Genomic DNA, 20,541 nt, shown 5'->3' with positions numbered 1-20,541 from the left:
GTGACCCCCTGCTTGTAAGGCAGGTGCTCTCCCAGCTGAGCTATGCGACCTTATATGGTGGAGGAGGACGGATTCGAACCATCGAAACGAAACGTAACAGATTTACAGTCTGCCCCCTTTGGCCACTCGGGAACTCCTCCACTTATGGAGCTGGCAATAGGAATCGAACCTACAACCTGCTGATTACAAATCAGCTGCTCTACCGTTGAGCCATGCCAGCATATTATATAATTTGTGCAGTTTAATGAATTTAAATTCATTATGGTGGTCGCAACAGGGATCGAACCTGTGACCCCCTGCTTGTAAGGCAGGTGCTCTCCCAGCTGAGCTATGCGACCTTATATGGTGGAGGAGGACGGATTCGAACCATCGAAACGAAACGTAACAGATTTACAGTCTGCCCCCTTTGGCCACTCGGGAACTCCTCCATATTTTTAATATAACTAGATTTTCACAGTAGCTTGACCTGAGCTAATTTCCAATCTTTTACATAAATAAAAATGTCACTAAACTGACAAGACTTAGTATACAATTATATTGATTTTTTTTCAACCCCTTTTTTTAATATTTTTATAAAAATTTCATTGTTTTTTTCTCAATTAATCATAAATTCTTTATTTTAGGCATTTCGTCACTTAAATTTAAATCATTATACTAATTAAAAGTATTAATAATAAACTATTATTTCAATATATTTAATTTATTTCTTACATGATAATACCTGAAACCCGCATGAACAGAACAGCTATTTTTATAGTTCTCTATTTTAATAGTTCTCTAGGAAACTAGATATCTATTTTCCTAGAGAACTATTAGTATAAGTTTATATTTAAATAGTTATTTATATAATTAATTTCCTTCTACTTTGTCCATATCTATATATTTAGAAAATATCTTCTTTAATTCTTCTATTTGCTCTTCATTTACCTTACGCTCTATTACATTAAGTGTTCTTAATACAGCTAATCGTTCATTATTATAAGTAAGGAATTCATTTATCTCTGAATAGTCTTCTTCATTCAAATCTTTACATATACCTATTATCTTTGCCTTCTCTGAAATTGTTAACTCATCTATTAATTCTTCTGGTGGTACCTTCATTACTTTGTTTTTTTCCTTAACCTGCTTATTATATTTGTCAAACTCGATTTCATCAATTTTAACTATTTCATTATCACTCTTATAAATTTTATTTAGCTGATTTTGCCTTTCTCTATCAGCTTGAATTCTTCTTTTTTTTAATTCTTCATCTGATACAATAGTTTCATTAACCCCATTATTTTTAATTAAATCCCGTGAAGTATTTGCATCCATATTCTCCTTTTCTATACCAGTAGTAATTTCTTTATTATAATTTTCAACTTTTTCATTGCTTTCAGCTATAACCTTATTTTCCTCTTTGTAATCTAAATTTTCATTACTTATATTAAAGCTCACTAAAGCTATTATATTTACTATTGTATATAGAATTATGATCACAGAATATCCCTTTCTATTCATAACATATCCTCCTTAAATAAAAACTATCTAAATTATTCCATATTTTTTAGAATTTATACCGGAGTTGCTTCATATAAATTCATATGGAGGTGTTTCTGTGAGCAAAGTTAAGATTCATTACAAAGATTCATTAGGTTATTATACCTTATCCAACTTTTTAAAAGATGAATTAAATGCAAACACAATTATTGTTTGTATAGGAACTGATAGATGCATTGGAGACTGCTTAGGTCCTCTTATTGGTAGCATGTTAGAAGAAAAATTTTTTCCATTGCCAGTCTATGGAACTATAGCTAATCCTATACACGCATTAAATTTAGATAGTAAACTATCGGATATAAAATTAAAACATCCAGATTCTAAAATTATTGGTATCGATGCTTGTCTTGGTCCTCCTAATAAAATTGGCGAGATACAAGTTCGAGATTACCCCATTAATCCTGGAAAAGGTGTTGGTAAATCTCTTTCCCCTGTAGGTGATATATCAATAATAGGTATTGTCGATTCTAGCGATATTGATGAACCCTTTACAAGTAGAAATATACGATTAAATCTAATTTTGGAAATCTCTAAAGTAATAACTCAAGGACTTGTTCATGGGTATTATCTCAGCTCGTTATGTGATTAATAACGAAGGATTATCACCTAGATATTATATACAGTACATGGACTTATTTAACTATTTATACTATTAAAATCTTTTTATCAACCCTTAATTTCAAAGATAGAATTATAGTTATTATTAACTCTCCCTTTCATAGAAAATGAGTTCCTTACAACAACTAGAAATGATACAAAATAAAATATACCTACTATACAAATTAATATTTGTATAGTAGGTATATTAAATCACATTTTTCTATTTATATAACCTTTATTTTTAACTTCTATTGTTGGACATCATATAAACTTATTTACATAATTTAAAATATAGGTTTAATATTCTAACTTGTACATCTTAACTATTTATTGAAACATTATATCCTGTAAACGAATCGTCTAACTTATCTACATAGTCAAGCATTTTTCCTGTTCCAACAGCTACACAAGATACTGAATCTTCTGCTACATATACTGGTACATTAGTAACTTTTTCAATGAGTTTGTCTAATCCATCTAATAAAGCTCCTCCACCAGTCATTATTATACCTTTATCAGCTATATCTGCAGCCAGTTCAGGTGGTGTTTTTTCTAGTACAGAATGTGCACATTCAGCTATGGAAGTAACAGCTTCTTTTAATGCCTCTTCCATCTCACTAGAACAAACTGTGATATTTTTAGGTAGTCCAGTTATAAGATCTCTTCCTCTTATCTCTGCCTTCATATCCTCATCTTTAGAATATGCGCATCCAATGTTTATTTTAAGTTCTTCTGCTGTTCTTTCTCCAATCATTAATTTATGCTTTTTCCTTATGTAACGAATTATAGCATCATCAAAATCGTCTCCAGCAACTTTAATAGACTCTCTTACAACCATTCCTCCTAGAGAAATTACTGCTATATCGGTGGTACCTCCACCTATGTCAATAACCATATTACCACTAGCTTTAGTTATGTCTAACCCTGCTCCTATAGCTGCTGCCAAAGGTTCTTCAATTAATAAAACCTTTTTAGCTCCTGCATTTCTTGCCGCATCCTCAACAGCTCTTCTTTCTACTTCAGTAGCCTCACATGGTACGCACATTACAACTCTTGGTGTTGACATCTTTCTCTTACCGCAAGCTTTTTTTATAAAGTGCTCTAACATTTTTTCTGTAACATCATAATCTGATATTACCCCATCTCTAAGTGGACGAATTGCAACAATATTTCCTGGCGTCCTACCTATCATTTTTCTAGCTTCTTCACCTACTGCTAAGACCTTATTGGCACTTTTATCTATTGCTACAACTGAAGGTTCTTTTAGTATTATACCCTTACCCTTTGTGTAAACCAGTACTGTAGCCGTACCTAGGTCTATTCCCATATCTGTTCCTACACCGAAAAAAAACATCTTAAAATTCACTCCTGCTCTCTAGTATTTTCTTCTTATTGAAATACTATACAATATTTACTAAAACAATATACACCTATTATATTACTATTCTATCTAACCTTCAATTGTTTTATATTTCATTTTAGTAGCTTTTCCACCTCTAATGTGTCTTTCAGCTTTATTTAGATCTAAGATGTTTTTTGCTTCCTCTGCTATTTGAGCATTTATTTTAGGTAATCTCTCAGTCATATCCTTATGAATTGTACTTTTACTTACACCAAATACCGATGCTGTTTTTCTTATTGTAGCCTCGGATTCTATTATATATTTTGCTACTTCTAGTACTCTATCTTCAATATAGTCTTTCAAAGTGTTACCTCCTTAACCCTTCTATAATTATAAATATGCTAACTTACTTATTTAAATTACATTCTTGCTAGCCTTTTACTTTAAAGTTTAAAAGCTAGCAAGAATATTAATTCTATTTTAGTTATTTCTTATAACTAACATATTTAGCTGGGTCTACTTCTTTTCCATCTTGTAATACTTGGAAGTGAAGATAATCTCCATATTCCTCATATGCAAGGTTTGTAGTTTTACCTACAGCTCCTATTTCTTGACCAGCTGTTACTTTATCTCCAGCTTTAACTAGAACCTGTTCTTTAAGGTTTCCATATATTGTAGTTAGTCCATTTTGATGGTCTATCTCTACATAGGTACCTTCTGTATTTGCATCTACTTTTTTAACCACTCCAGCACTTACTGCTACAACTGCTGAACCTTCTGCGGCTTTAACATCCATAGCTAAGTGATTTTTATAACTCTTAGTTGTTGCCCAATATACTGGATCTTCAGAATATGCTCTACCTAAAGTACCCTCTACTGGATTTTTAAAACTAACTTTAGTTTGAGATGAAACTGCTGCAGTATCATTATTCTTAACTGTTGGTACTGGCTCAAGCTCCTCTTTAACTTGTAGTGCATTCTCAGGTTTTTCTGGTTGAGTTACAACTTCTTTTTCTGTTTGTTCTAATGCTACTTTATCTTCTTCAGAATTCTTATTGTTATTTCTTCCAGCTGTTATAGCTGCAACTGTAGCAACAGCACATAGACAAACAAATAAAATTACATAGAAGCCTTCTTTTTTGAAAAATTGCTTCACTTTATTAAGTTTATTGTTCATAAAAACACCTCCATCAGTATTGTGGACGTTTATTGGGAAATTAATACACTATAAGAAAAATTTTTTCTTATTTATCTCATTTTTTTCTTATTTTTTTGCTAAAAACTAAAAAAATAGGGCAAAAGCCCTATTTCTTTCTAATTTTCATTGATATTTTTTATTTCAATACCTGTATAATAATGTTTTAAAATCTCTTCACAACTCTTGCCTTGGCTAGCCATTACATTAGCTCCCCATTGACTCATACCTACTCCATGACCAAAGCCATTACAATTTATAGCAACTTGATTATTTAAAAACTCTAAAGAGAAGTTAGCGGAATTCAATCCAAACAACTGTCTAAATTTAACCCCTGATATAGTAACATTGCCAAGGGTTATTTCTTTCACTGACCCACCATCTGTATAATTATTTATTTTAATATGATCTTGTAGATTAGCAGGTGATAAATTTGCATTACTATAACTGCTATTAACCACTTGCGCAAATCTGTTTATGTCTATAGTTTCCGTACTTTTATATCTTGGTGCAATATCTTCACCTAAACTTTCAACACTTCTAAGATAAGGTAGTGCTGTAGAAAATACATCTTCAACATTTTCAGTTTTTCCACTACTTGTAGAGAAATAATAAGCCCCCAATACTAATTCATTATTATATGTTAATACCTGTCCTCCAGTCTCATTCACCACATCTTCAACTAGTTTCCATTTATTTTCTCCACCTATACCTAATTGAGCTATTTTTACTTCTTTGGGTGTATATACCTGACAGTGAACAGTATCACATAAATCTGCTCCTCTTCCATTGGCACATCCACTTGATACAGCTTTTGTATGAGCTAAGGTATATGTCCTTGCTGCTATAGCTTGTGCCTTCAAAGCCTCTTTATTAAAGTTTAATGGCATCTCACTACATACTACTCCCTTAATATATTCTTCTAAAGGCACCTCTATAATCCTATTTTCCTTTGTCAAATAAACCTTTATTGTATCTACATCTAGCTTAAAGGAAGTGCCCTTATTTGATTTCTCACCTTTATTTTTAGATTGCATCACTTCTATAGCCTGTGATGAGTCATTTCCTTTTTTTCCCATATTACCTCCTTCACCTAATATCAATTTATAGGATAATATTAGAAATCCTAGTAATACTGCTGAATAAATAGCCACCATCAATATTGGTTTAATTATAACTATAGCTTTATCATAATTAAAATTTATTTTAATCCTCCCATAGTACTTCACTTTTCTTCCTCCTAATAAATAAACTTCTCTCCTATACTAGATAGACTTAGTTATATTTATTATTATATTTATGGTAATATGCTTATAATTTTGTAAATATAAAAATGCCCAGCCTTAAATTAAAAGCTGAGCTATATAAAGTATAATTATATTCTAGTTATTTCTGCGCCTAGGGCATTGAGTTTATCCTCTATTGTTACATATCCTCTATCTATATGGTATATGTGATCTACTATAGTCTCACCCTTAGCACATAAACCTGCCAAAACCAGTCCTGCTCCTGCTCGAAGATCTGGTGCTACTACTTCAGCTCCTGTAAGCTCTTTAACACCTTCTATTGTCGCAATTCTTCCGTTAACATTAATATTAGCTCCCATCCTTCTTAACTCTGCCACCTGCATAAACCTATTTTCAAATATAGTTTCTGTCACACTGCTTCTTCCAGGTGTAATACTTAATAATGTCATCATTTGTGATTGCATATCTGTTGGAAATCCTGGATGAGGCATAGTCATAATATCTGTGGGTTTTAATTCTACATCTCCATCTACAACAATTTTATTTCCGAATACATCAATCTTAACACCCATTTCACGTAATTTAACTATCACTGACTTGAGATGTTCTTCATCCACACCTTCTATTGTAATTTTACTTTTTGTAATGGGTGCTGCTATTATAAATGTTCCTGCTTCAATCCTATCAAATATAGGTGTATACGAAACTCCTTCTAATCTTTTTACTCCTGTTATGCATATCTTACCACTTCCTGCACCTTGAATCTTAGCCCCCATTTTATTTAAAAAATTTGCTAAGTCTACTATCTCAGGTTCCTTAGCTGCATTCTCTATAAAAGTATCTCCTTTAGCAAGAGTTGCAGCCATCATCAAGTTCTCTGTGGCTCCCACAGATGGGAAGTCTAAATAAACTGTATTACCCTCTAATTGTTCTGCAACTACTTCAACATATCCGTGTTCCTCTTTAATTGTTGCTCCTAAAGCTTTTAGTCCCTTCAAATGCAAATCTATAGGTCTAGATCCTATTTTACATCCTCCAGGCAGAGAAATTTTTGCCTTTCCAAATCTAGCTACCATTGCACCTATAACTAGGAAAGATGCTCTCATTTTTCTTACTAAGTCATTATCTATACCTTCATATTTTAAGTTTTTTGTATTAATATCAATTTTATTATTATCTCTATCTATATTAACCTCTGCTGAAAGAGATCTTAATACCTCACATAGTACAAATACATCTTCTAGCATAGGTGATCCATTGATGGTTGATACACTATCTGTTAGTATAGTGGACACTAGTATTGGTAATACAGCATTCTTGGCTGAACTTATGTTTACACTCCCTTTTAATCTACGGTTTCCATTTATATAAAATTTACTCATGTTAATCCTCCATTTAAAATGCTATTTCTTAGTATGTTATCCTGATTACAGGTGTCCCCATTATTAAATAGCATCCTGAGGAATATCTAACTATAGCACAGTTAAAATCTATCTCCTCACCTAGTATTATTTCTTTATCGTATAAATTTGTATTGCTTATAATACTATATCCATTACTTATTTCTACTTCATCAATATTTTGTGCTTTATTTAAATATAATTGCTTTAAAATCACATCTCTTGTTTCATCTATTGTGCCGTTTAAGATTTTACTTTTTACATATAGCGAGTATTCCACCTTACTACTAATTGGGGATAAAATTTCTTTAATTTTCTTTTCTATAGTTTTTTCTTCATCAATATCTAAATTAGGTTTACAAATAGAAATTCTTAGTACAACATCATATCCTTTACCATAATCACCTATTGAAATCCTTCCATCATATTCTTCATGGTTATAATCTATTTTAAAACTTAAGTCCTTATTAACTTCTTGGTAAACTTGTCCCATAGCCTTTTCTATATTAGTTGTTATAGTTTCATATATATTTTCTTTACTTTCTTGACTATAAAACCTGCCCTCCACTACATATTCCTCAGTAGAAGCATTTACACTATTTAATATTCCACTAAACATATCCTCTTCACTCTTCCCATAAAAGGTTTTATCCCTTATAATTAATATGCTTAATGTGAACATCACCACAATTAATAACTTACTATATAACTTCATACATATCCCACCTTAATATAAGAATAAATCCACCTATATTAAATGATTAACTTTTTTACTTTTTTTATTCATATTTACATATAATGTAATAAGTTATATTTTTATTTATACTTATAATATATAGCAACTTTTAAAATGTGTTCATAAATAAATTACTTTTTAATATAATGTAGAAAATAAAAAGATAATTTATGAAATCACATAAATTATCTTTTTATTTCTATCTTTAAATTATAAATTAAAAGTCTTTTTCATCTAAGATTTCAAATAAGTTATTCTGATTTATTAACCAATTACCCTGTTCCTCAGAAAGATATATATCCTTATCTATTTCATGTTTTTTTACAGTTTCCTCTTTATCATTCTTTATAATCCAATCAAAAGAAATATTGAACCGTCTCATATCATCGGATTTTTCTTTTTCTTTTATATTTAGATTCTCTACTTCTACAGTACACTTTTTAAGGTAGGGTTGTCTTAACCTATGTGAAAAAATCAACATAGCTTCATAGTCATTATATCCTTCTTCCGTCATATATTCAGCAAATTCTTTTGTATCTTCTGATAACTTATCTCCTGGTACAGAACCTTTAGTTACATATTCATGATACATCTCTATATCTTTTTCATCTATAACATAATGCTTCTCAATAAATCCTCTTATTGTATCTTCTGACTTATCCTCTTTTGGATTACATCCTGTTAAAACTAATGTTGATATTACTAAAAATGTGATAATGAAAATATTTAGTAATTTACTTTTCATAATATTCCTCCAAAAATATATTTAATTTCGAGCAAAATTTTTAATTATAACAAAGATATAAAATACTTTAATGAAAAAGTTTCATATCCTATAATAGATATTATAGGAATACTACCACATCACGAAATCAGTATATATGATTTCAAATCTATTATATCCATTTATGAGCCACTGTCCATTTTCTTTTGAAAGATACATATCTTTGTCTACTTTATGTTTCTTTACTATCTCCTCTTCATCATTCCTGATAATCCAGTCAAAAGAAACATTAAAACATCTCATATCCTCAGACTTTTCTTTTTCAGTTATTTTTAAATTTTCTATTTCTAAAGTACAATTTTTAGCATAAAGTTCTTTTAATCTACTGTAAAAATATCCATCTGTCCTATATACCTCAAATCCTTTTTCAGATAAATATTCAGCAAATTCTTTATCAGCTTTTGTTAACTTATCTCCTATTCCATATCCATTTTTAACATATTCGTCATATGCTTTTACCTCTTCTTCATCTGCAACATAATGCTTCTCAATAAATCCTCTTATTGTATCTTCTGCCTTATCCTCTTTTGAATTACATCCTATTAAAACTAATGTTGATATTACTAAAAATGTGATAATGAAAATGTTTAGTAATTTACTTTTCATAATACCCCCTATATTTACTTAAATTTAAATACTTTCTTTGAATATATAAAAAAATACATTATCATATCTAAAAATAACGCTATATAATAAATTTTTTCTACTCTAAAAACATTGACTACCCCTTTAGAAGCCATGACCCATAACATACTGATGAAGATATTTAAAATATTTATAACAATAGCTTGAATCTTAAACTTAATAGTACGACTTGTAAAAATAAAATTCATAAAGGTCCATATAAAAAATATTATAGTTCCTATTATAAATACTATAAAACTAAATTTAGATAGGATTCTAATGTTATAATTTGATATATCTATAAGACCTATAATTTTTAGTCTCACAAGTAATTGAATAATTATATATATAAGCACACATACATAACTAGATTTAAGGATAAATAAATATTTAGTATTATTAAATATACCTGATATTCCTTCCTCAAAGTCAGAATTATTGCCTATATTATTCTTAGCTATTTCAAAAGCCTCTTCCTCTGATTTGCCTGATTCCACTAAATCACTAACTTCAGTTATAATGTAACTTTTTAATTCTTCCTTTAATTCCTTAACTTCTAATGTATCTTCAAAAGCTGAACTAAAGAGCTTTCTTAAGTATCTATTTATTTTTCTCTTTAACTTAATACTTAAATTATTCACTATTAACTGCCCCCTCTAAACTTTAAAATAAGCTCTGTTATCTTATTAAAATCTCCATTCAATTTATTAAGTTGAACTTCACCTTCTTTTGTAATTAAATAATGCCTTCTTTTAATTCCATTATCTCCTTCTATTACCTTAGATGTGATAAAATTTTGTTTTTCTAATCGTTTTAAAGCTATATATAAAGTTCCTGTTTGAAGTTCAAAGTTATCCTTAGCAGCTATATTAACTAGTTTCATTATGTTATATCCATAAATATAATCATTACCTTTAATAATAGATAAGATTAAAATGTCTATAAACCCTTTTAATAACTCTTTATCTATTTCCAATAACACCCCTCCTTTTACTTAATATGTATAATATTATTATATGTAGTATTACTATATATAGCATTATTATTCTCGAAATATTTTTACTATTTTGAATTATTATTGATTTTTATACCAACGTAATTAAAAGGAGCACATTAAATGATATGAAAATCATTTAATGTGCTCCTTTTAATTTATTCTACCCATTGTGCTATAGTACAGAGAATACTAACATTATTTTTCCTTACCTTTAGGACTCCGTCAGAAGTATTAACTTTGTACTTCTTTCCATCTACATCTTCAAAGGTTGTTATTGTTGGTACAAGTCCTGCAATTATAGCAGAATGGTCTGGAAGAATTCCTAGTCTGCCTTCTGTAGTTTCACAGTTTAAAGAGACTGCATCTCCTTTAAAAAACTCACTCTCTGGAGTAATTATTGTAAGCTTAAAGACCTTTTTCATATTTTATCACATCCAAAATAATATTAACCCAAAGTCTTAGCTTTCTCTATAACATCATCTATTGTTCCTGCAAATAAGAATGCTGACTCTGGTAAATGATCATGTTTACCTTCTAATATTTCCTTGAATCCTCTTATTGTTTCTTTTATAGGAACATATCTACCTTTTAATCCAGTGAATTGCTCTCCTACTGTAAAAGGTTGAGATAAAAATCTTTGAACTCTTCTTGCTCTATTAACAAGAATTTTATCTTCATCTGATAATTCATCTACACCTAATATAGCTATAATATCTTGAAGTTCTTTATACCTTTCAAGAATATACTTTACTTGAGTAGCTATTTCATAATGTTCCTCACCAACAATTCTAGGATCTAGTACTCTTGAGCTTGATTCTAAGGGATCAACCGCAGGATATATTCCAAGCTCTACTATAGCTCTAGATAGAACTGTAGTTGCATCAAGATGGCTAAATGTTGTTGCTGGTGCTGGGTCAGTAAGGTCATCAGCAGGAACATATACTGCTTGAACAGAAGTAATTGATCCACTGTTAGTAGATGTTATACGTTCTTGTAATGCCCCCATCTCTGTTGCTAGGGTTGGTTGGTATCCTACAGCACTTGGTATTCTACCTAATAATGCAGAAACCTCTGAACCAGCCTGAGTAAATCTAAATATATTATCTATAAATAATAATACATCTTGACCCTTATCTCTGAAGTATTCAGACATAGTAAGTCCTGTAAGTGCAACTCTCATTCTAGCTCCTGGTGACTCATTCATTTGTCCAAATACTAAAGCTGTCTTATTTATAACCCCTGAATCTAGCATCTCATTGTATAAGTCATTTCCTTCTCTTGTACGCTCTCCTACACCAGTGAATACTGATAATCCACCATGTTCTCTAGCTATATTGTTGATTAATTCTTGTATAAGTACAGTTTTACCAACTCCTGCACCACCAAAAAGTCCTATCTTTCCACCCTTTTGATATGGTGCTATTAAATCTATAACCTTTATACCAGTTTCAAACATTTCTGGTTCCACAGATTGCTCAGCAAAGCTTGGAGCTGGTCTATGAATTGTATAATAATTATTAGTATCAAGAGGACCTTTTCCATCTTTAGTTTGACCTAATACATTGAACAATCTTCCAAGTACCTGTTCTCCTACAGGCACTTCAATAGGTCTTCCTGTATCTATAGCCTTAACTCCACGTTTAAGTCCTTCTGTTGATTCCATAGATATAGTTCTAACTATATCATCACCTATATGTTGTTCAACCTCAGCAACTATAACTCTACCATCCATCTTAATTTGGATTGCATTATAAATGTTAGGCAATGAGTCTGTGTCAAATTTTATATCTATTACTGGTCCAATAATTTGAACTACTTTACCAATACGTTGTGCCATATTAATTCGCTACATCTAACTATATTAACATATAAGTTAAATATAACTCCTCCCATCTATACTTTTTATATAGGTTACGATATAATGGCTTATTAACTTTGCGCTTGAGCTCCACCAATAATTTCTGAAATCTCTTGAGTGATAGCCCCTTGTCTAACCCTATTATATTTTAACCTTAAAGAAGCTATTAATTCATCTGCATTTTGAGTCGCACTATTCATTGTCTCCATTCTATTTCCCTGTTCTGAAGCCTTAGAATTTATCATTGCATTAAGTATCATTGCATTACAATAGGATGGTACTATTGACTCTATAAGCTCTTCTTTGTTACCTTCTATATCAAATTCATCTTCACCAATATGGTCTTCTTCGCTTTCTTCAAAAGTAAGAGGCAATAATCTACACTCTTTTGGTTCTTTTACTATTGGATTTTTAAACCAAGTATAAAGTATACTTACTTCTCCTACTTTTTCTTCACTAAACATATTGAAGCTATACTCAAAGATACTCTTAGCTTCAGTAGCTGTAGGCACATCAGAGATAGTTTGATTATATTTATCTAATGTCTTAATCCTATGTCTCTTAGCTAAGCTTTTACCTTTTTCACCAATAACTGCTATTAAATAATCCTCTTCATGGCCTTTAGTTATTTCTTTAAGCTTATCTATAACATTATTATTATAGGCACCGCACATTCCCATATCTGAAGTTATAACAATAATTAATTTCTTTTTACTTCCATTGGATTGCATATATCTATTTTCTTTTGGCAGTGATGGAATTACTTCATTCATAACTTCTCTATAGCTTTTAAAATACGTGTCATTTGTATATAAGGATACCCTTACCTTTTTTAGTTTAGATGTTGCTACTAAGGCCATAGCCTTAGTAAGCTTTTTTGTATTCTCTATAGATTTTATTCTCTTTTTTAAAATAACTAATCCTGCAACGCCCATATTTTCACCTCCTAAAAATTTAGGTGATATCTCTAAATTTCAGTTAAAAATACTTTTTTAAATTCAGTTATGGCCATATTAAGTCTTTCTTTTATTTCTGAATCTAATTCTTGTTTTTCTTTTATAGAACTTGGGATATCTCTATAATGAGTACCTATATATTCTAAAAATTCCTTTTCAAAAGCTTTAACCTTATTAACTGGAATATCGCTTAAGAAATCATTCACTCCGCAATATATTATTATTACTTGCTTTTCTACATCCATCGGAGAATATTGTCCTTGCTTTAATATTTCTATAAGCCTTTTACCCTTTTCAAGTCTCTTAACAGTTTCCTTATCTAAATCTGATCCAAATTGGGTAAAGTTCACAAGTTCTCTATATTGAGCAAGTTCTATTCTAAGGGTTGATGATACTTGTTTCATAGCTTTAATTTGTGCATTTCCTCCAACCCTAGATACTGATATACCTGCATTTACCGCTGGTCTTTGACCTGCATGGAACAAGTCAGATTCTAAGAAAATTTGACCATCTGTTATAGATATTACATTTGTAGGAATATATGCTGTAACATCTCCTGCTAAAGTTTCTATTATTGGAAGAGCAGTTAATGATCCTCCTCCTAAGTCATCAGAAAGTTTTGAAGCTCTTTCTAAAAGCCTTGAGTGAAGATAGAATACATCTCCTGGATAAGCTTCTCTTCCCGGTGGTCTACGAAGTAATAATGACATAGTTCTATAAGCAACAGCGTGCTTAGACAAATCATCATATACTATAAGTGCATCTCCACCTTTATACATAAAATACTCAGCCATTGAACATCCTGAGAAAGGTGCTAAATATTGAAGAGATGCAGATTGTGATGCCGTTGCAGCTACAACTATTGTATAGTCCATAGCTCCTTCAGCCTTTAGTGTATTAACTATATTAGCAACAGTTGACTGCTTTTGACCTATAGCTACATAAACACAAGTTACATTTTTACCCTTTTGGTTTATGATAGCATCTATTGCTAATGCACTTTTTCCAGTCTGTCTGTCTCCTACAATTAGCTCTCTTTGACCTTTCCCAATTGGAATCATAGAGTCTATAGCCTTTATACCTGTTTGCATAGGGCTTTTAACTGATTGTCTCTCTATAACTCCTGGAGCTTCTACTTCTACAGCTCTATATTCTGAAGTTACTATCATTCCGTTACCATCGATAGGATTTCCTAGCGAATCTACAACTCTTCCTATAAGTGCTTCACCAACAGGTACTTCTACAACTCTACCTGTTCTTTTTACTATATCGCCTTCTCTGATGCCTTCTTCAGAACCTAATAATACGCACCCAACATTGTCTTGTTCTAAGTTAAGGGCAATTCCATATACGTTATTAGGAAATTCTAATAGCTCTCCTTGTAAACAATTATCTAATCCATATATTCTAGCTATACCATCTCCAATTTGGATTATAGTTCCAGAATCTATAGTGTTAATGTGACTTTCATATCTATCTAATTCTCTTTTTATAATAGATGTTATCTCACCTGGTTTAATATGCATGATTCCACCTCTATTCTCACCACGATTTAAAGCCTGTATTATATGTCATCTCTAACATATCTAAGCTTACTTTTTACTGTTCCATCAGTAATATCATTTCCTATTTTAACTAATACTCCACCAACTATACTCTCATCTATTTCTTCATGGATTACTATTTTTCTACTATAGAACTTCTCAAGTCCTTTAGTTAACTTAATTCTCTCTTCATCAGTTAGTGGAATTACAGTCCTAACTGTGGCATTAAGAATTTTACCTTTTTCATCTAAATCTATAATACACTCTTGAGATTTAGCCTTACCAATCTTACATTTTTCACTATTAACTATCTCATCAATTGTAGCTTTAGTAGTTACATCTTCACCTATAATAACTTTGATATCATCTTTGTAAGACTCATCTACTATATTATTTATGACAATTTCTCTACTATAGAAATCCATTAACCAACCTCTTAATTTTTTTGTTTCTTCTTCATTTAGAGGTTTATTTGTTATAATATCTGCTAATAATTCTTTATTAAGCTCACTAAAGTTATATCTACCTACGTTACCTTCTGATATATTCTTAAGATCCATAAGTTTAGTCTTAATAGTTCCATCTATGGTTTCATCTCCTACAGAGATTAACATTCCACCTAATAGAGATTTATCTATTTCTTCCTCTATTATTACTGTCTTTTCATAACGTTTTTCTAACTTACTTTTAATAGTTTCTCGTTCATTATGATTTAATGGAATTACAGACTTAATTTTAGCTACAACGGTATTATTATTTTTAAGGTATACTAATCTAAACTGATTATACTTTTCTCTCAGATACAGTATCCTTCCTTTGTCAATAAGTAATAGTAAAAAACTTAAAAGTTCATCCTCTATCTTACCCTTAAATAATTCCTCAAATATTCTCTTTTTATTGTGCTTATTAATTTGAGGATTTCTGATAATCTTTATAAGTCCTTCATTATTATCCATTTCCTCAACTACTTCACCTAGTTCTTCTAAAACAGTTTCTATATTACCTGCTTCTTTACACATTTCATAAAGAGCTAGAGCATACCGCCTATCTAAAAATTCATACATTTTTAAATACCTACCTTAGCTATAAATTTATCAATTAACTCTCTGTGACTTTCTTCATTGATTTCTTTCTCTAAAGTTTTCTCAGCAAGTTTCATGGATAAATCAATAATTTCTTGCTTAATTTCTTTACTAGCTTTTTCTCTTTCTCTTTTTATTTCTTTAGTAGCTCGTTCTTTTATGTTAGCTACTTCTCTTTGTGAGTCTTCAACTATCTCAGCATATACTTTATCAGCTTTTTGCTTATAACTCTCTACTAGTTTCAAGCCATCATTTCTATATCTTTTAACATCTTCATCATACTTTTGTTTTAATAACTTCGCTCTTTCTTCTTCATCCCTAGCCTTTTTGAAAGCACTTTCCACTTCTTCTTTTCTAGTATTGATAACTGCTAAAGTCTTATTAAACACAAATTTTCTTAGTATTAAATAAAATATAAAGAAATTGATGGTTGATGGTACTATAATACTCCAATCAATATTCATAAGCTACGTTCCACATCATCCTCTTAATTTAATCACAAATATATACTACACTACCTACTATATCTTCTTCAAAATGCAACTAATTAAGATATGGAACTACACCCTCCTTCTCAATATTTTTACTAAGATATTAACCTTTTACTCCGAATAATATTAATAATAATCCAAGTAAAAATCCATATATAGCTGTTGCCTCTGATAAAGCTCCCCCTACTATTAAAGCACTCATAATTTTACTACTAGCCTCTGGTTGTTTTGCTATACTCTCTACTGCTTTACCAGTAGCATTTCCTGTTCCTAATCCTCCACCAATAACTGCAAGTGCTGCTATACCTGCTCCTAATGCTGACATTCCTGCTATAAAAGCTGCTGAATCCATTTATAATTCCTCCTCAAAAATAAATATTTTTTATATTTATAGTAATTTACTATTAATAATTTTTATTTAGTTAATTTTAGTTTTTAATGTTCTGCTGTAATCTTAATATTAATCATTGTTAACATTACAAAAATAATCATTTGTATGGTTCCATCAAATATATCAAAATAGAAATGGAACGGTATAGGTAATCCTATTGCTGCAATAAAATTTAATCCTGTAAGAGCTCCGTATAGAAGTTCCATAATCATTGTTGCTGCAAAGATATTTCCAAAAAGTCTTAGACTTAATGATATTGGAAGCATAATCCTCTCCATTATATTTATTGGTAACAATAATGGAACAGGAGATGCATATCCTTTAAAGTAACCCCAAAGACCTAACTTTTTAATAGTATGCCCTTGAATTACAAAAAAAGTAGTAAGTGCAATTCCTAAGCTTACACTAAAATCTGATGTAGGAGGCTTTATTCCAAATAACCCTACCATATTTAATAAAAATAAATAAATTCCTAAGGATCCTATGTAAGGAATAAAAGGACTTGAACCTGGTCCCATGTTATCTTTAACTACATTAGATAAAAATTCTATTCCAACTTCTACAATACTTTGTACCTTACCTGGAACTTTTTTAACCTTTCTACTATATAGAATGGATAAAACCAATGCTAATGCAATAAATACCCATTGTATAAAAACACTTGACATAACTTCATATTTATATCCAAAGATATTAATTGCAAACAAAGGTGCCATTTCTTCCATAACATCATACTCCTTTCTGGCTCTTCAAGCTAAAACCATAACATAATATAGCTAATAGCTGAGCCGTATATCCTGCAATAAAAATAAAAAAGCTCACCTCACTTTTCTTAATTATAGCGAGAGATATTCCACAAACAAGCCCTATTCTAACTATATAGGATAAAAGTATTAATAAACCTTTAAATCTCTTATCCTTCATAATAATCATTTCAGTTGTCAGTGAGTTAATAATAAAATTCACAAAACTACAAATTATCCCCAATAAAAAAAACCAGGATATCCAGTTAAAGAATAACATTAAAATTAATGAAACTATAATTCCTATAATAGAATCAAATAAGCCAACAAGCTTAATAACCTCTGAGCACTCTTTATTCATTGGATTGGACCACCTCGCTTTTGCATATATGATATTATACATCTAGGTTCAAATCTTCTAAAACCTAAATTTTCACCAAATTAGGTCAAATTAGTTCTAAAGAAGTAAATAATCAATAATAGTACAAGTTCTCTCTGCTTTGCTACATTTTTTGAGGTTTTACAATAAAAGGATTATTCCAAAAAACTTTTATTCATTTGTCTGTTAAAACTGAAAATTTACAATAAGTAGTCAAAAGAATTTAAAATATCAATTATTTTCTGAATTAAAAGATTTCTTACCGAAATGTTCCCTAATAAACTCTAATAAATCAATTTAAACCTCTACATTACACTTTATATATAAAAAAGTATATAATTGTATATTCATTGTATGCAATTTTTTATGCATTGCATTTATTAGAAAAACGGATGCTCCGTTTAATTTTACTTAATATTGATTAAATATTTACTAACTTATTCAAAATTCTAACTAATGAGGGCTACTCTCCTCTATAGAAACATTGTTTTTTGGCTTATTGCTTTATTTTTATCCCTTTAAGGTTATTTTTATTGTATCATATCGGTGCTATTTCTATACTAAACTAAATTATAAATATTTGAACTTTATATTAAAATACAGAATATTATATAATCTTAACCTTATTAAGTAATATAATAAAGTTATAGTATTTTTTTATTACCTAAAAAAAATAATAAAAAATAATAATTTTCTCTTGATAATTATTATTTAATAGTATATAATAAGTTCATAAGATAAATACATCGAGAAAATCTAAAAACAAAAATTATTATAATATGAAGATTTAAGGAGGAAATATTTATGAAAAAATTTGTATGTACAGTTTGTGGTTATATTCACGAGGGAGATTCAGCTCCAGAGTTTTGTCCAGTATGTAAGGCAGGTGCTGATAAATTTGTAGAAAAATCAGAAGGCAACCTAGCTTGGGCTGATGAACACAGAATAGGAATTGCAGCAGAAGTTGATCAAGAAGTAATCGAAGGATTAAGAGCTAACTTTACTGGAGAATGTACAGAAGTTGGAATGTACTTAGCAATGAGTCGTCAAGCAGATAGAGAAGGATATCCTGAAGTAGCTGAAGCTTATAAGAGAATAGCATTTGAAGAAGCTGAACACGCAGCTAAATTTGCTGAATTATTAGGAGAAGTAGTTGTAGCAGATACAAAAACTAATTTACAAATGAGAGTTGATGCTGAGCATGGTGCTTGCCAAGGTAAAAAAGACCTTGCTACATTAGCTAAAAAATTAAACCTAGATGCAATTCATGATACAGTTCATGAAATGTGCAAAGATGAAGCTAGACACGGTGCTGCTTTCAACGGTTTATTACAAAGATATTTTGGTAAATAACCCCCATTCCCCCAATTTGATAAAATTTACCTAAATAATATATGGAGCTCTAGTATTAACTAGGGCTCCTTTTTGTATGCAATCTAATATGTTAATATTATTTTTATTAGAAAAATACCCTGATTAGAAATCTAAATCTAATCAGGGCAATATTACAATTGTAATAATATACTACTTAGTTCCGAATAAACGATCTCCAGCATCACCTAATCCTGGAACAATATATCCATGTTCATTTAATTTCTCATCTATTGAAGCTAAATATATATCTACATCTGGATGTGCTTCCATAACAGCTTTTATTCCTTCAGGAGCTCCAACAAGACACATAAGTCTTATATTTTTAGCCCCTCTTTTCTTAAGAGCATTTATTGCATCTATAGCTGAACCTCCAGTTGCAAGCATTGGGTCAGTTACTATAATATCTCTATCTTCTATATCTTGAGGTAACTTACAGAAGTATTCTACCGGCATTAAAGTTTCTTCATCTCTATACATACCTATATGTCCAACTTTAGCTGCAGGTATAAGCTTAAGCATTCCATCAACCATTCCAAGTCCAGCTCTTAATATAGGTACTATTGCCATTTTCTTTCCTGCAAGAACTTTACACTTTGTAATTCCTATAGGAGTTTCAATTTCTACTTCTTCTAGTTGCATATCTCTAGTAACCTCATAAGCCATAAGCATAGCAACCTCTTCTACTAATTCTCTAAAGTCCTTAGACCCCGTATTTATATCTCTCATGAATGCTAATTTATGTAGTATTAATGGATGGTCTATTTGTGTAACTTTACTCATATGTTCTTATCCTCCTAAAATTATTTATTATATTTTTTTTCTATCTCCATTATCTTGTTAACCCTATTCTCGTGTCTTCCACCTTCAAAGGTTGATCCAAGAAATGCATCAACTATATCTAAAGCAAGTCCGGTTCCTACAACTCTTTCTCCTATTGCTAATATATTGGCATTATTATGTTCTCTAGTAGCATGTGCACTAAAAGTATCACTGCATAGCGCCGCTCTTATTCCTGGTATTTTATTAGCTGATATACTTATTCCAATTCCTGTACCGCATATTAAAATTCCATAATCATATTCTTTAGCAACTACTGCTTCAGCCACTTTTTCAGCAAAATCTGGATAGTCACAAGAATCTTCTGTATATGTACCATAATCCTTAACTTCTATGTTCTTTTTTTCTAAGTGTTTAATTACTTCTTTTTTTAATCTTAAACCACCATGATCACTACCTATTGCTATTTTCATATTTATCCC

24 protein-coding genes and 4 tRNA genes are annotated in these 20,541 nt (G+C 30.4%); 2 read left to right on the top strand and 26 right to left on the bottom strand.

The window, feature by feature from the left end; translation table 11 throughout:
• Positions 1-55 precede the first annotated feature (55 nt).
• From IO99_RS16570 to IO99_RS16550, 5 genes are all read right to left on the bottom strand, one after another.
• Positions 56-140 (bottom strand) — tRNA-Tyr (locus tag IO99_RS16570).
• 5 nt (positions 141-145) lie between these two features.
• Positions 146-220 (bottom strand) — tRNA-Thr (locus IO99_RS16565).
• Positions 221-262: 42 nt separating this feature from the next.
• Positions 263-338: transfer RNA gene (locus IO99_RS16560), tRNA-Val, on the bottom strand.
• A 5-nt stretch (positions 339-343) separates the two neighbouring features.
• Positions 344-428, bottom strand: a tRNA-Tyr gene (locus tag IO99_RS16555).
• Positions 429-849: 421 nt separating this feature from the next.
• Complete coding sequence (locus tag IO99_RS16550) at positions 850-1,500, bottom strand: hypothetical protein (RefSeq protein WP_035135414.1); 651 nt, start codon at positions 1,498-1,500, stop codon at positions 850-852.
• 97 nt (positions 1,501-1,597) lie between these two features.
• Here IO99_RS16550 and yyaC point away from each other — a divergent pair, with 97 nt between their 5' ends.
• On the top strand, positions 1,598-2,128 hold the full coding sequence (yyaC, locus tag IO99_RS16545; protein ID WP_035135412.1) for a spore protease YyaC: 531 nt from the start codon (positions 1,598-1,600) through the stop codon (positions 2,126-2,128).
• 330 nt (positions 2,129-2,458) lie between these two features.
• Here the strand turns inward: yyaC and mreB are convergent, their stop codons facing one another.
• The 19 genes from mreB to IO99_RS16450 form a co-directional block, all read right to left on the bottom strand.
• A complete protein-coding gene (gene mreB / locus IO99_RS16540; RefSeq protein ID WP_035135410.1) occupies positions 2,459-3,493 on the bottom strand; it encodes a rod shape-determining protein in 1,035 nt (344 codons plus the stop codon).
• Between the two features lie 96 nt (positions 3,494-3,589).
• The gene (gene spoIIID / locus IO99_RS16535) at positions 3,590-3,844 is read right to left on the bottom strand and encodes a sporulation transcriptional regulator SpoIIID (protein WP_035135408.1); all 255 of its coding nucleotides are present in this window, start codon (positions 3,842-3,844) and stop codon (positions 3,590-3,592) included.
• Positions 3,845-3,965: 121 nt separating this feature from the next.
• Complete coding sequence (locus tag IO99_RS16530) at positions 3,966-4,658, bottom strand: M23 family metallopeptidase (protein ID WP_035135406.1); 693 nt, start codon at positions 4,656-4,658, stop codon at positions 3,966-3,968.
• Between the two features lie 137 nt (positions 4,659-4,795).
• Positions 4,796-5,905 (bottom strand): stage II sporulation protein D, encoded by a 1,110-nt coding sequence (gene spoIID / locus IO99_RS16525; protein WP_051824264.1) that lies wholly within the window; start codon positions 5,903-5,905, stop codon positions 4,796-4,798.
• Positions 5,906-6,051: 146 nt separating this feature from the next.
• On the bottom strand, positions 6,052-7,305 hold the full coding sequence (gene murA, locus IO99_RS16520) for a UDP-N-acetylglucosamine 1-carboxyvinyltransferase (RefSeq protein WP_035135404.1): 1,254 nt from the start codon (positions 7,303-7,305) through the stop codon (positions 6,052-6,054).
• Between the two features lie 28 nt (positions 7,306-7,333).
• Positions 7,334-8,038, bottom strand: coding sequence for a hypothetical protein (locus tag IO99_RS16515; protein ID WP_035135402.1), 705 nt, complete (start codon positions 8,036-8,038; stop codon positions 7,334-7,336).
• Positions 8,039-8,276: 238 nt separating this feature from the next.
• Positions 8,277-8,804: a hypothetical protein gene (locus IO99_RS16510; protein WP_035135401.1), complete on the bottom strand. Its 528-nt coding sequence runs from the start codon at positions 8,802-8,804 to the stop codon at positions 8,277-8,279.
• A gap of 111 nt (positions 8,805-8,915) precedes the next feature.
• Positions 8,916-9,449, bottom strand: coding sequence for a hypothetical protein (locus tag IO99_RS16505; protein ID WP_035135400.1), 534 nt, complete (start codon positions 9,447-9,449; stop codon positions 8,916-8,918).
• A gap of 14 nt (positions 9,450-9,463) precedes the next feature.
• Positions 9,464-10,108 carry a permease prefix domain 1-containing protein gene (locus IO99_RS16500; RefSeq protein WP_035135399.1) on the bottom strand — a complete coding sequence of 215 codons (645 nt, stop codon included), beginning with the start codon at positions 10,106-10,108 and terminating at the stop codon, positions 9,464-9,466.
• A 2-nt stretch (positions 10,109-10,110) separates the two neighbouring features.
• Complete coding sequence (locus tag IO99_RS16495; protein WP_051824263.1) at positions 10,111-10,443, bottom strand: PadR family transcriptional regulator; 333 nt, start codon at positions 10,441-10,443, stop codon at positions 10,111-10,113.
• Between the two features lie 176 nt (positions 10,444-10,619).
• Positions 10,620-10,886 (bottom strand): F0F1 ATP synthase subunit epsilon, encoded by a 267-nt coding sequence (locus IO99_RS16490; protein WP_035135416.1) that lies wholly within the window; start codon positions 10,884-10,886, stop codon positions 10,620-10,622.
• Between the two features lie 23 nt (positions 10,887-10,909).
• Positions 10,910-12,301: a F0F1 ATP synthase subunit beta gene (gene atpD / locus IO99_RS16485; protein ID WP_035135398.1), complete on the bottom strand. Its 1,392-nt coding sequence runs from the start codon at positions 12,299-12,301 to the stop codon at positions 10,910-10,912.
• A gap of 92 nt (positions 12,302-12,393) precedes the next feature.
• Positions 12,394-13,257 carry an ATP synthase F1 subunit gamma gene (atpG, locus tag IO99_RS16480; protein WP_035135397.1) on the bottom strand — a complete coding sequence of 288 codons (864 nt, stop codon included), beginning with the start codon at positions 13,255-13,257 and terminating at the stop codon, positions 12,394-12,396.
• A 32-nt stretch (positions 13,258-13,289) separates the two neighbouring features.
• Positions 13,290-14,804, bottom strand: a complete 1,515-nt coding sequence (gene atpA, locus IO99_RS16475; RefSeq protein ID WP_035135396.1) for a F0F1 ATP synthase subunit alpha — start codon at positions 14,802-14,804, stop codon at positions 13,290-13,292.
• A 38-nt stretch (positions 14,805-14,842) separates the two neighbouring features.
• Entirely contained in the window at positions 14,843-15,886 is a 1,044-nt protein-coding gene (locus IO99_RS16470) for a F0F1 ATP synthase subunit delta (protein ID WP_035135394.1), read from the bottom strand.
• 2 nt (positions 15,887-15,888) lie between these two features.
• Entirely contained in the window at positions 15,889-16,368 is a 480-nt protein-coding gene (locus tag IO99_RS16465) for a F0F1 ATP synthase subunit B (protein WP_035135392.1), read from the bottom strand.
• A 130-nt stretch (positions 16,369-16,498) separates the two neighbouring features.
• Positions 16,499-16,747 (bottom strand): ATP synthase F0 subunit C, encoded by a 249-nt coding sequence (atpE, locus tag IO99_RS16460; protein WP_035135390.1) that lies wholly within the window; start codon positions 16,745-16,747, stop codon positions 16,499-16,501.
• Positions 16,748-16,830: 83 nt separating this feature from the next.
• A complete protein-coding gene (locus IO99_RS16455) occupies positions 16,831-17,511 on the bottom strand; it encodes a F0F1 ATP synthase subunit A (protein ID WP_035135388.1) in 681 nt (226 codons plus the stop codon).
• Positions 17,512-17,515: 4 nt separating this feature from the next.
• Positions 17,516-17,890, bottom strand: a complete 375-nt coding sequence (locus IO99_RS16450) for an ATP synthase subunit I (RefSeq protein WP_035135386.1) — start codon at positions 17,888-17,890, stop codon at positions 17,516-17,518.
• An 822-nt stretch (positions 17,891-18,712) separates the two neighbouring features.
• On the opposite strand from IO99_RS16450, the gene IO99_RS16445 reads away from it, so the two are divergent.
• The gene (locus IO99_RS16445; protein WP_035135384.1) at positions 18,713-19,261 is read left to right on the top strand and encodes an NADH peroxidase; all 549 of its coding nucleotides are present in this window, start codon (positions 18,713-18,715) and stop codon (positions 19,259-19,261) included.
• Positions 19,262-19,432: 171 nt separating this feature from the next.
• On the opposite strand, the gene upp is transcribed toward IO99_RS16445, so the two are convergent.
• Positions 19,433-20,062 carry a uracil phosphoribosyltransferase gene (gene upp, locus IO99_RS16440; protein WP_035135383.1) on the bottom strand — a complete coding sequence of 210 codons (630 nt, stop codon included), beginning with the start codon at positions 20,060-20,062 and terminating at the stop codon, positions 19,433-19,435.
• Positions 20,063-20,082: 20 nt separating this feature from the next.
• Positions 20,083-20,532: a ribose 5-phosphate isomerase B gene (gene rpiB / locus IO99_RS16435; RefSeq protein ID WP_035135381.1), complete on the bottom strand. Its 450-nt coding sequence runs from the start codon at positions 20,530-20,532 to the stop codon at positions 20,083-20,085.
• Positions 20,533-20,541 lie beyond the last annotated feature (9 nt).

Origin of the sequence: Clostridium sulfidigenes (genome assembly GCF_000732635.1) — a bacterium.
In the GTDB taxonomy this organism is placed as follows: domain Bacteria; phylum Bacillota; class Clostridia; order Clostridiales; family Clostridiaceae; genus Clostridium_J; species Clostridium_J sulfidigenes.
Note: the sequence above shows the minus strand (reverse complement) of the source record. Positions and strands in the feature narration are given on the sequence as shown.

Bases quoted from the DNA above. Each gene is read 5' to 3' on its own strand.
- IO99_RS16550 (WP_035135414.1), bottom strand. From the start codon at position 1,500: ATGAATAGAAAGGGATATTCTGTGATCATAATTCTATATACAATAGTA.
- mreB (WP_035135410.1), bottom strand. From the start codon at position 3,493: ATGTTTTTTTTCGGTGTAGGAACAGATATGGGAATAGACCTAGGTACG.
- IO99_RS16530 (WP_035135406.1), bottom strand. From the start codon at position 4,658: ATGAACAATAAACTTAATAAAGTGAAGCAATTTTTCAAAAAAGAAGGC.
- murA (WP_035135404.1), bottom strand. From the start codon at position 7,305: ATGAGTAAATTTTATATAAATGGAAACCGTAGATTAAAAGGGAGTGTA.
- IO99_RS16515 (WP_035135402.1), bottom strand. From the start codon at position 8,038: ATGAAGTTATATAGTAAGTTATTAATTGTGGTGATGTTCACATTAAGC.
- IO99_RS16510 (WP_035135401.1), bottom strand. From the start codon at position 8,804: ATGAAAAGTAAATTACTAAATATTTTCATTATCACATTTTTAGTAATA.
- IO99_RS16505 (WP_035135400.1), bottom strand. From the start codon at position 9,449: ATGAAAAGTAAATTACTAAACATTTTCATTATCACATTTTTAGTAATA.
- IO99_RS16490 (WP_035135416.1), bottom strand. From the start codon at position 10,886: ATGAAAAAGGTCTTTAAGCTTACAATAATTACTCCAGAGAGTGAGTTT.
- atpD (WP_035135398.1), bottom strand. From the start codon at position 12,301: ATGGCACAACGTATTGGTAAAGTAGTTCAAATTATTGGACCAGTAATA.
- atpG (WP_035135397.1), bottom strand. From the start codon at position 13,257: ATGGGCGTTGCAGGATTAGTTATTTTAAAAAAGAGAATAAAATCTATA.
- atpA (WP_035135396.1), bottom strand. From the start codon at position 14,804: ATGCATATTAAACCAGGTGAGATAACATCTATTATAAAAAGAGAATTA.
- IO99_RS16470 (WP_035135394.1), bottom strand. From the start codon at position 15,886: ATGTATGAATTTTTAGATAGGCGGTATGCTCTAGCTCTTTATGAAATG.
- IO99_RS16465 (WP_035135392.1), bottom strand. From the start codon at position 16,368: ATGAATATTGATTGGAGTATTATAGTACCATCAACCATCAATTTCTTT.
- atpE (WP_035135390.1), bottom strand. From the start codon at position 16,747: ATGGATTCAGCAGCTTTTATAGCAGGAATGTCAGCATTAGGAGCAGGT.
- IO99_RS16455 (WP_035135388.1), bottom strand. From the start codon at position 17,511: ATGGAAGAAATGGCACCTTTGTTTGCAATTAATATCTTTGGATATAAA.
- IO99_RS16450 (WP_035135386.1), bottom strand. From the start codon at position 17,890: ATGAATAAAGAGTGCTCAGAGGTTATTAAGCTTGTTGGCTTATTTGAT.
- IO99_RS16445 (WP_035135384.1), top strand. From the start codon at position 18,713: ATGAAAAAATTTGTATGTACAGTTTGTGGTTATATTCACGAGGGAGAT.
- upp (WP_035135383.1), bottom strand. From the start codon at position 20,062: ATGAGTAAAGTTACACAAATAGACCATCCATTAATACTACATAAATTA.
- rpiB (WP_035135381.1), bottom strand. From the start codon at position 20,532: ATGAAAATAGCAATAGGTAGTGATCATGGTGGTTTAAGATTAAAAAAA.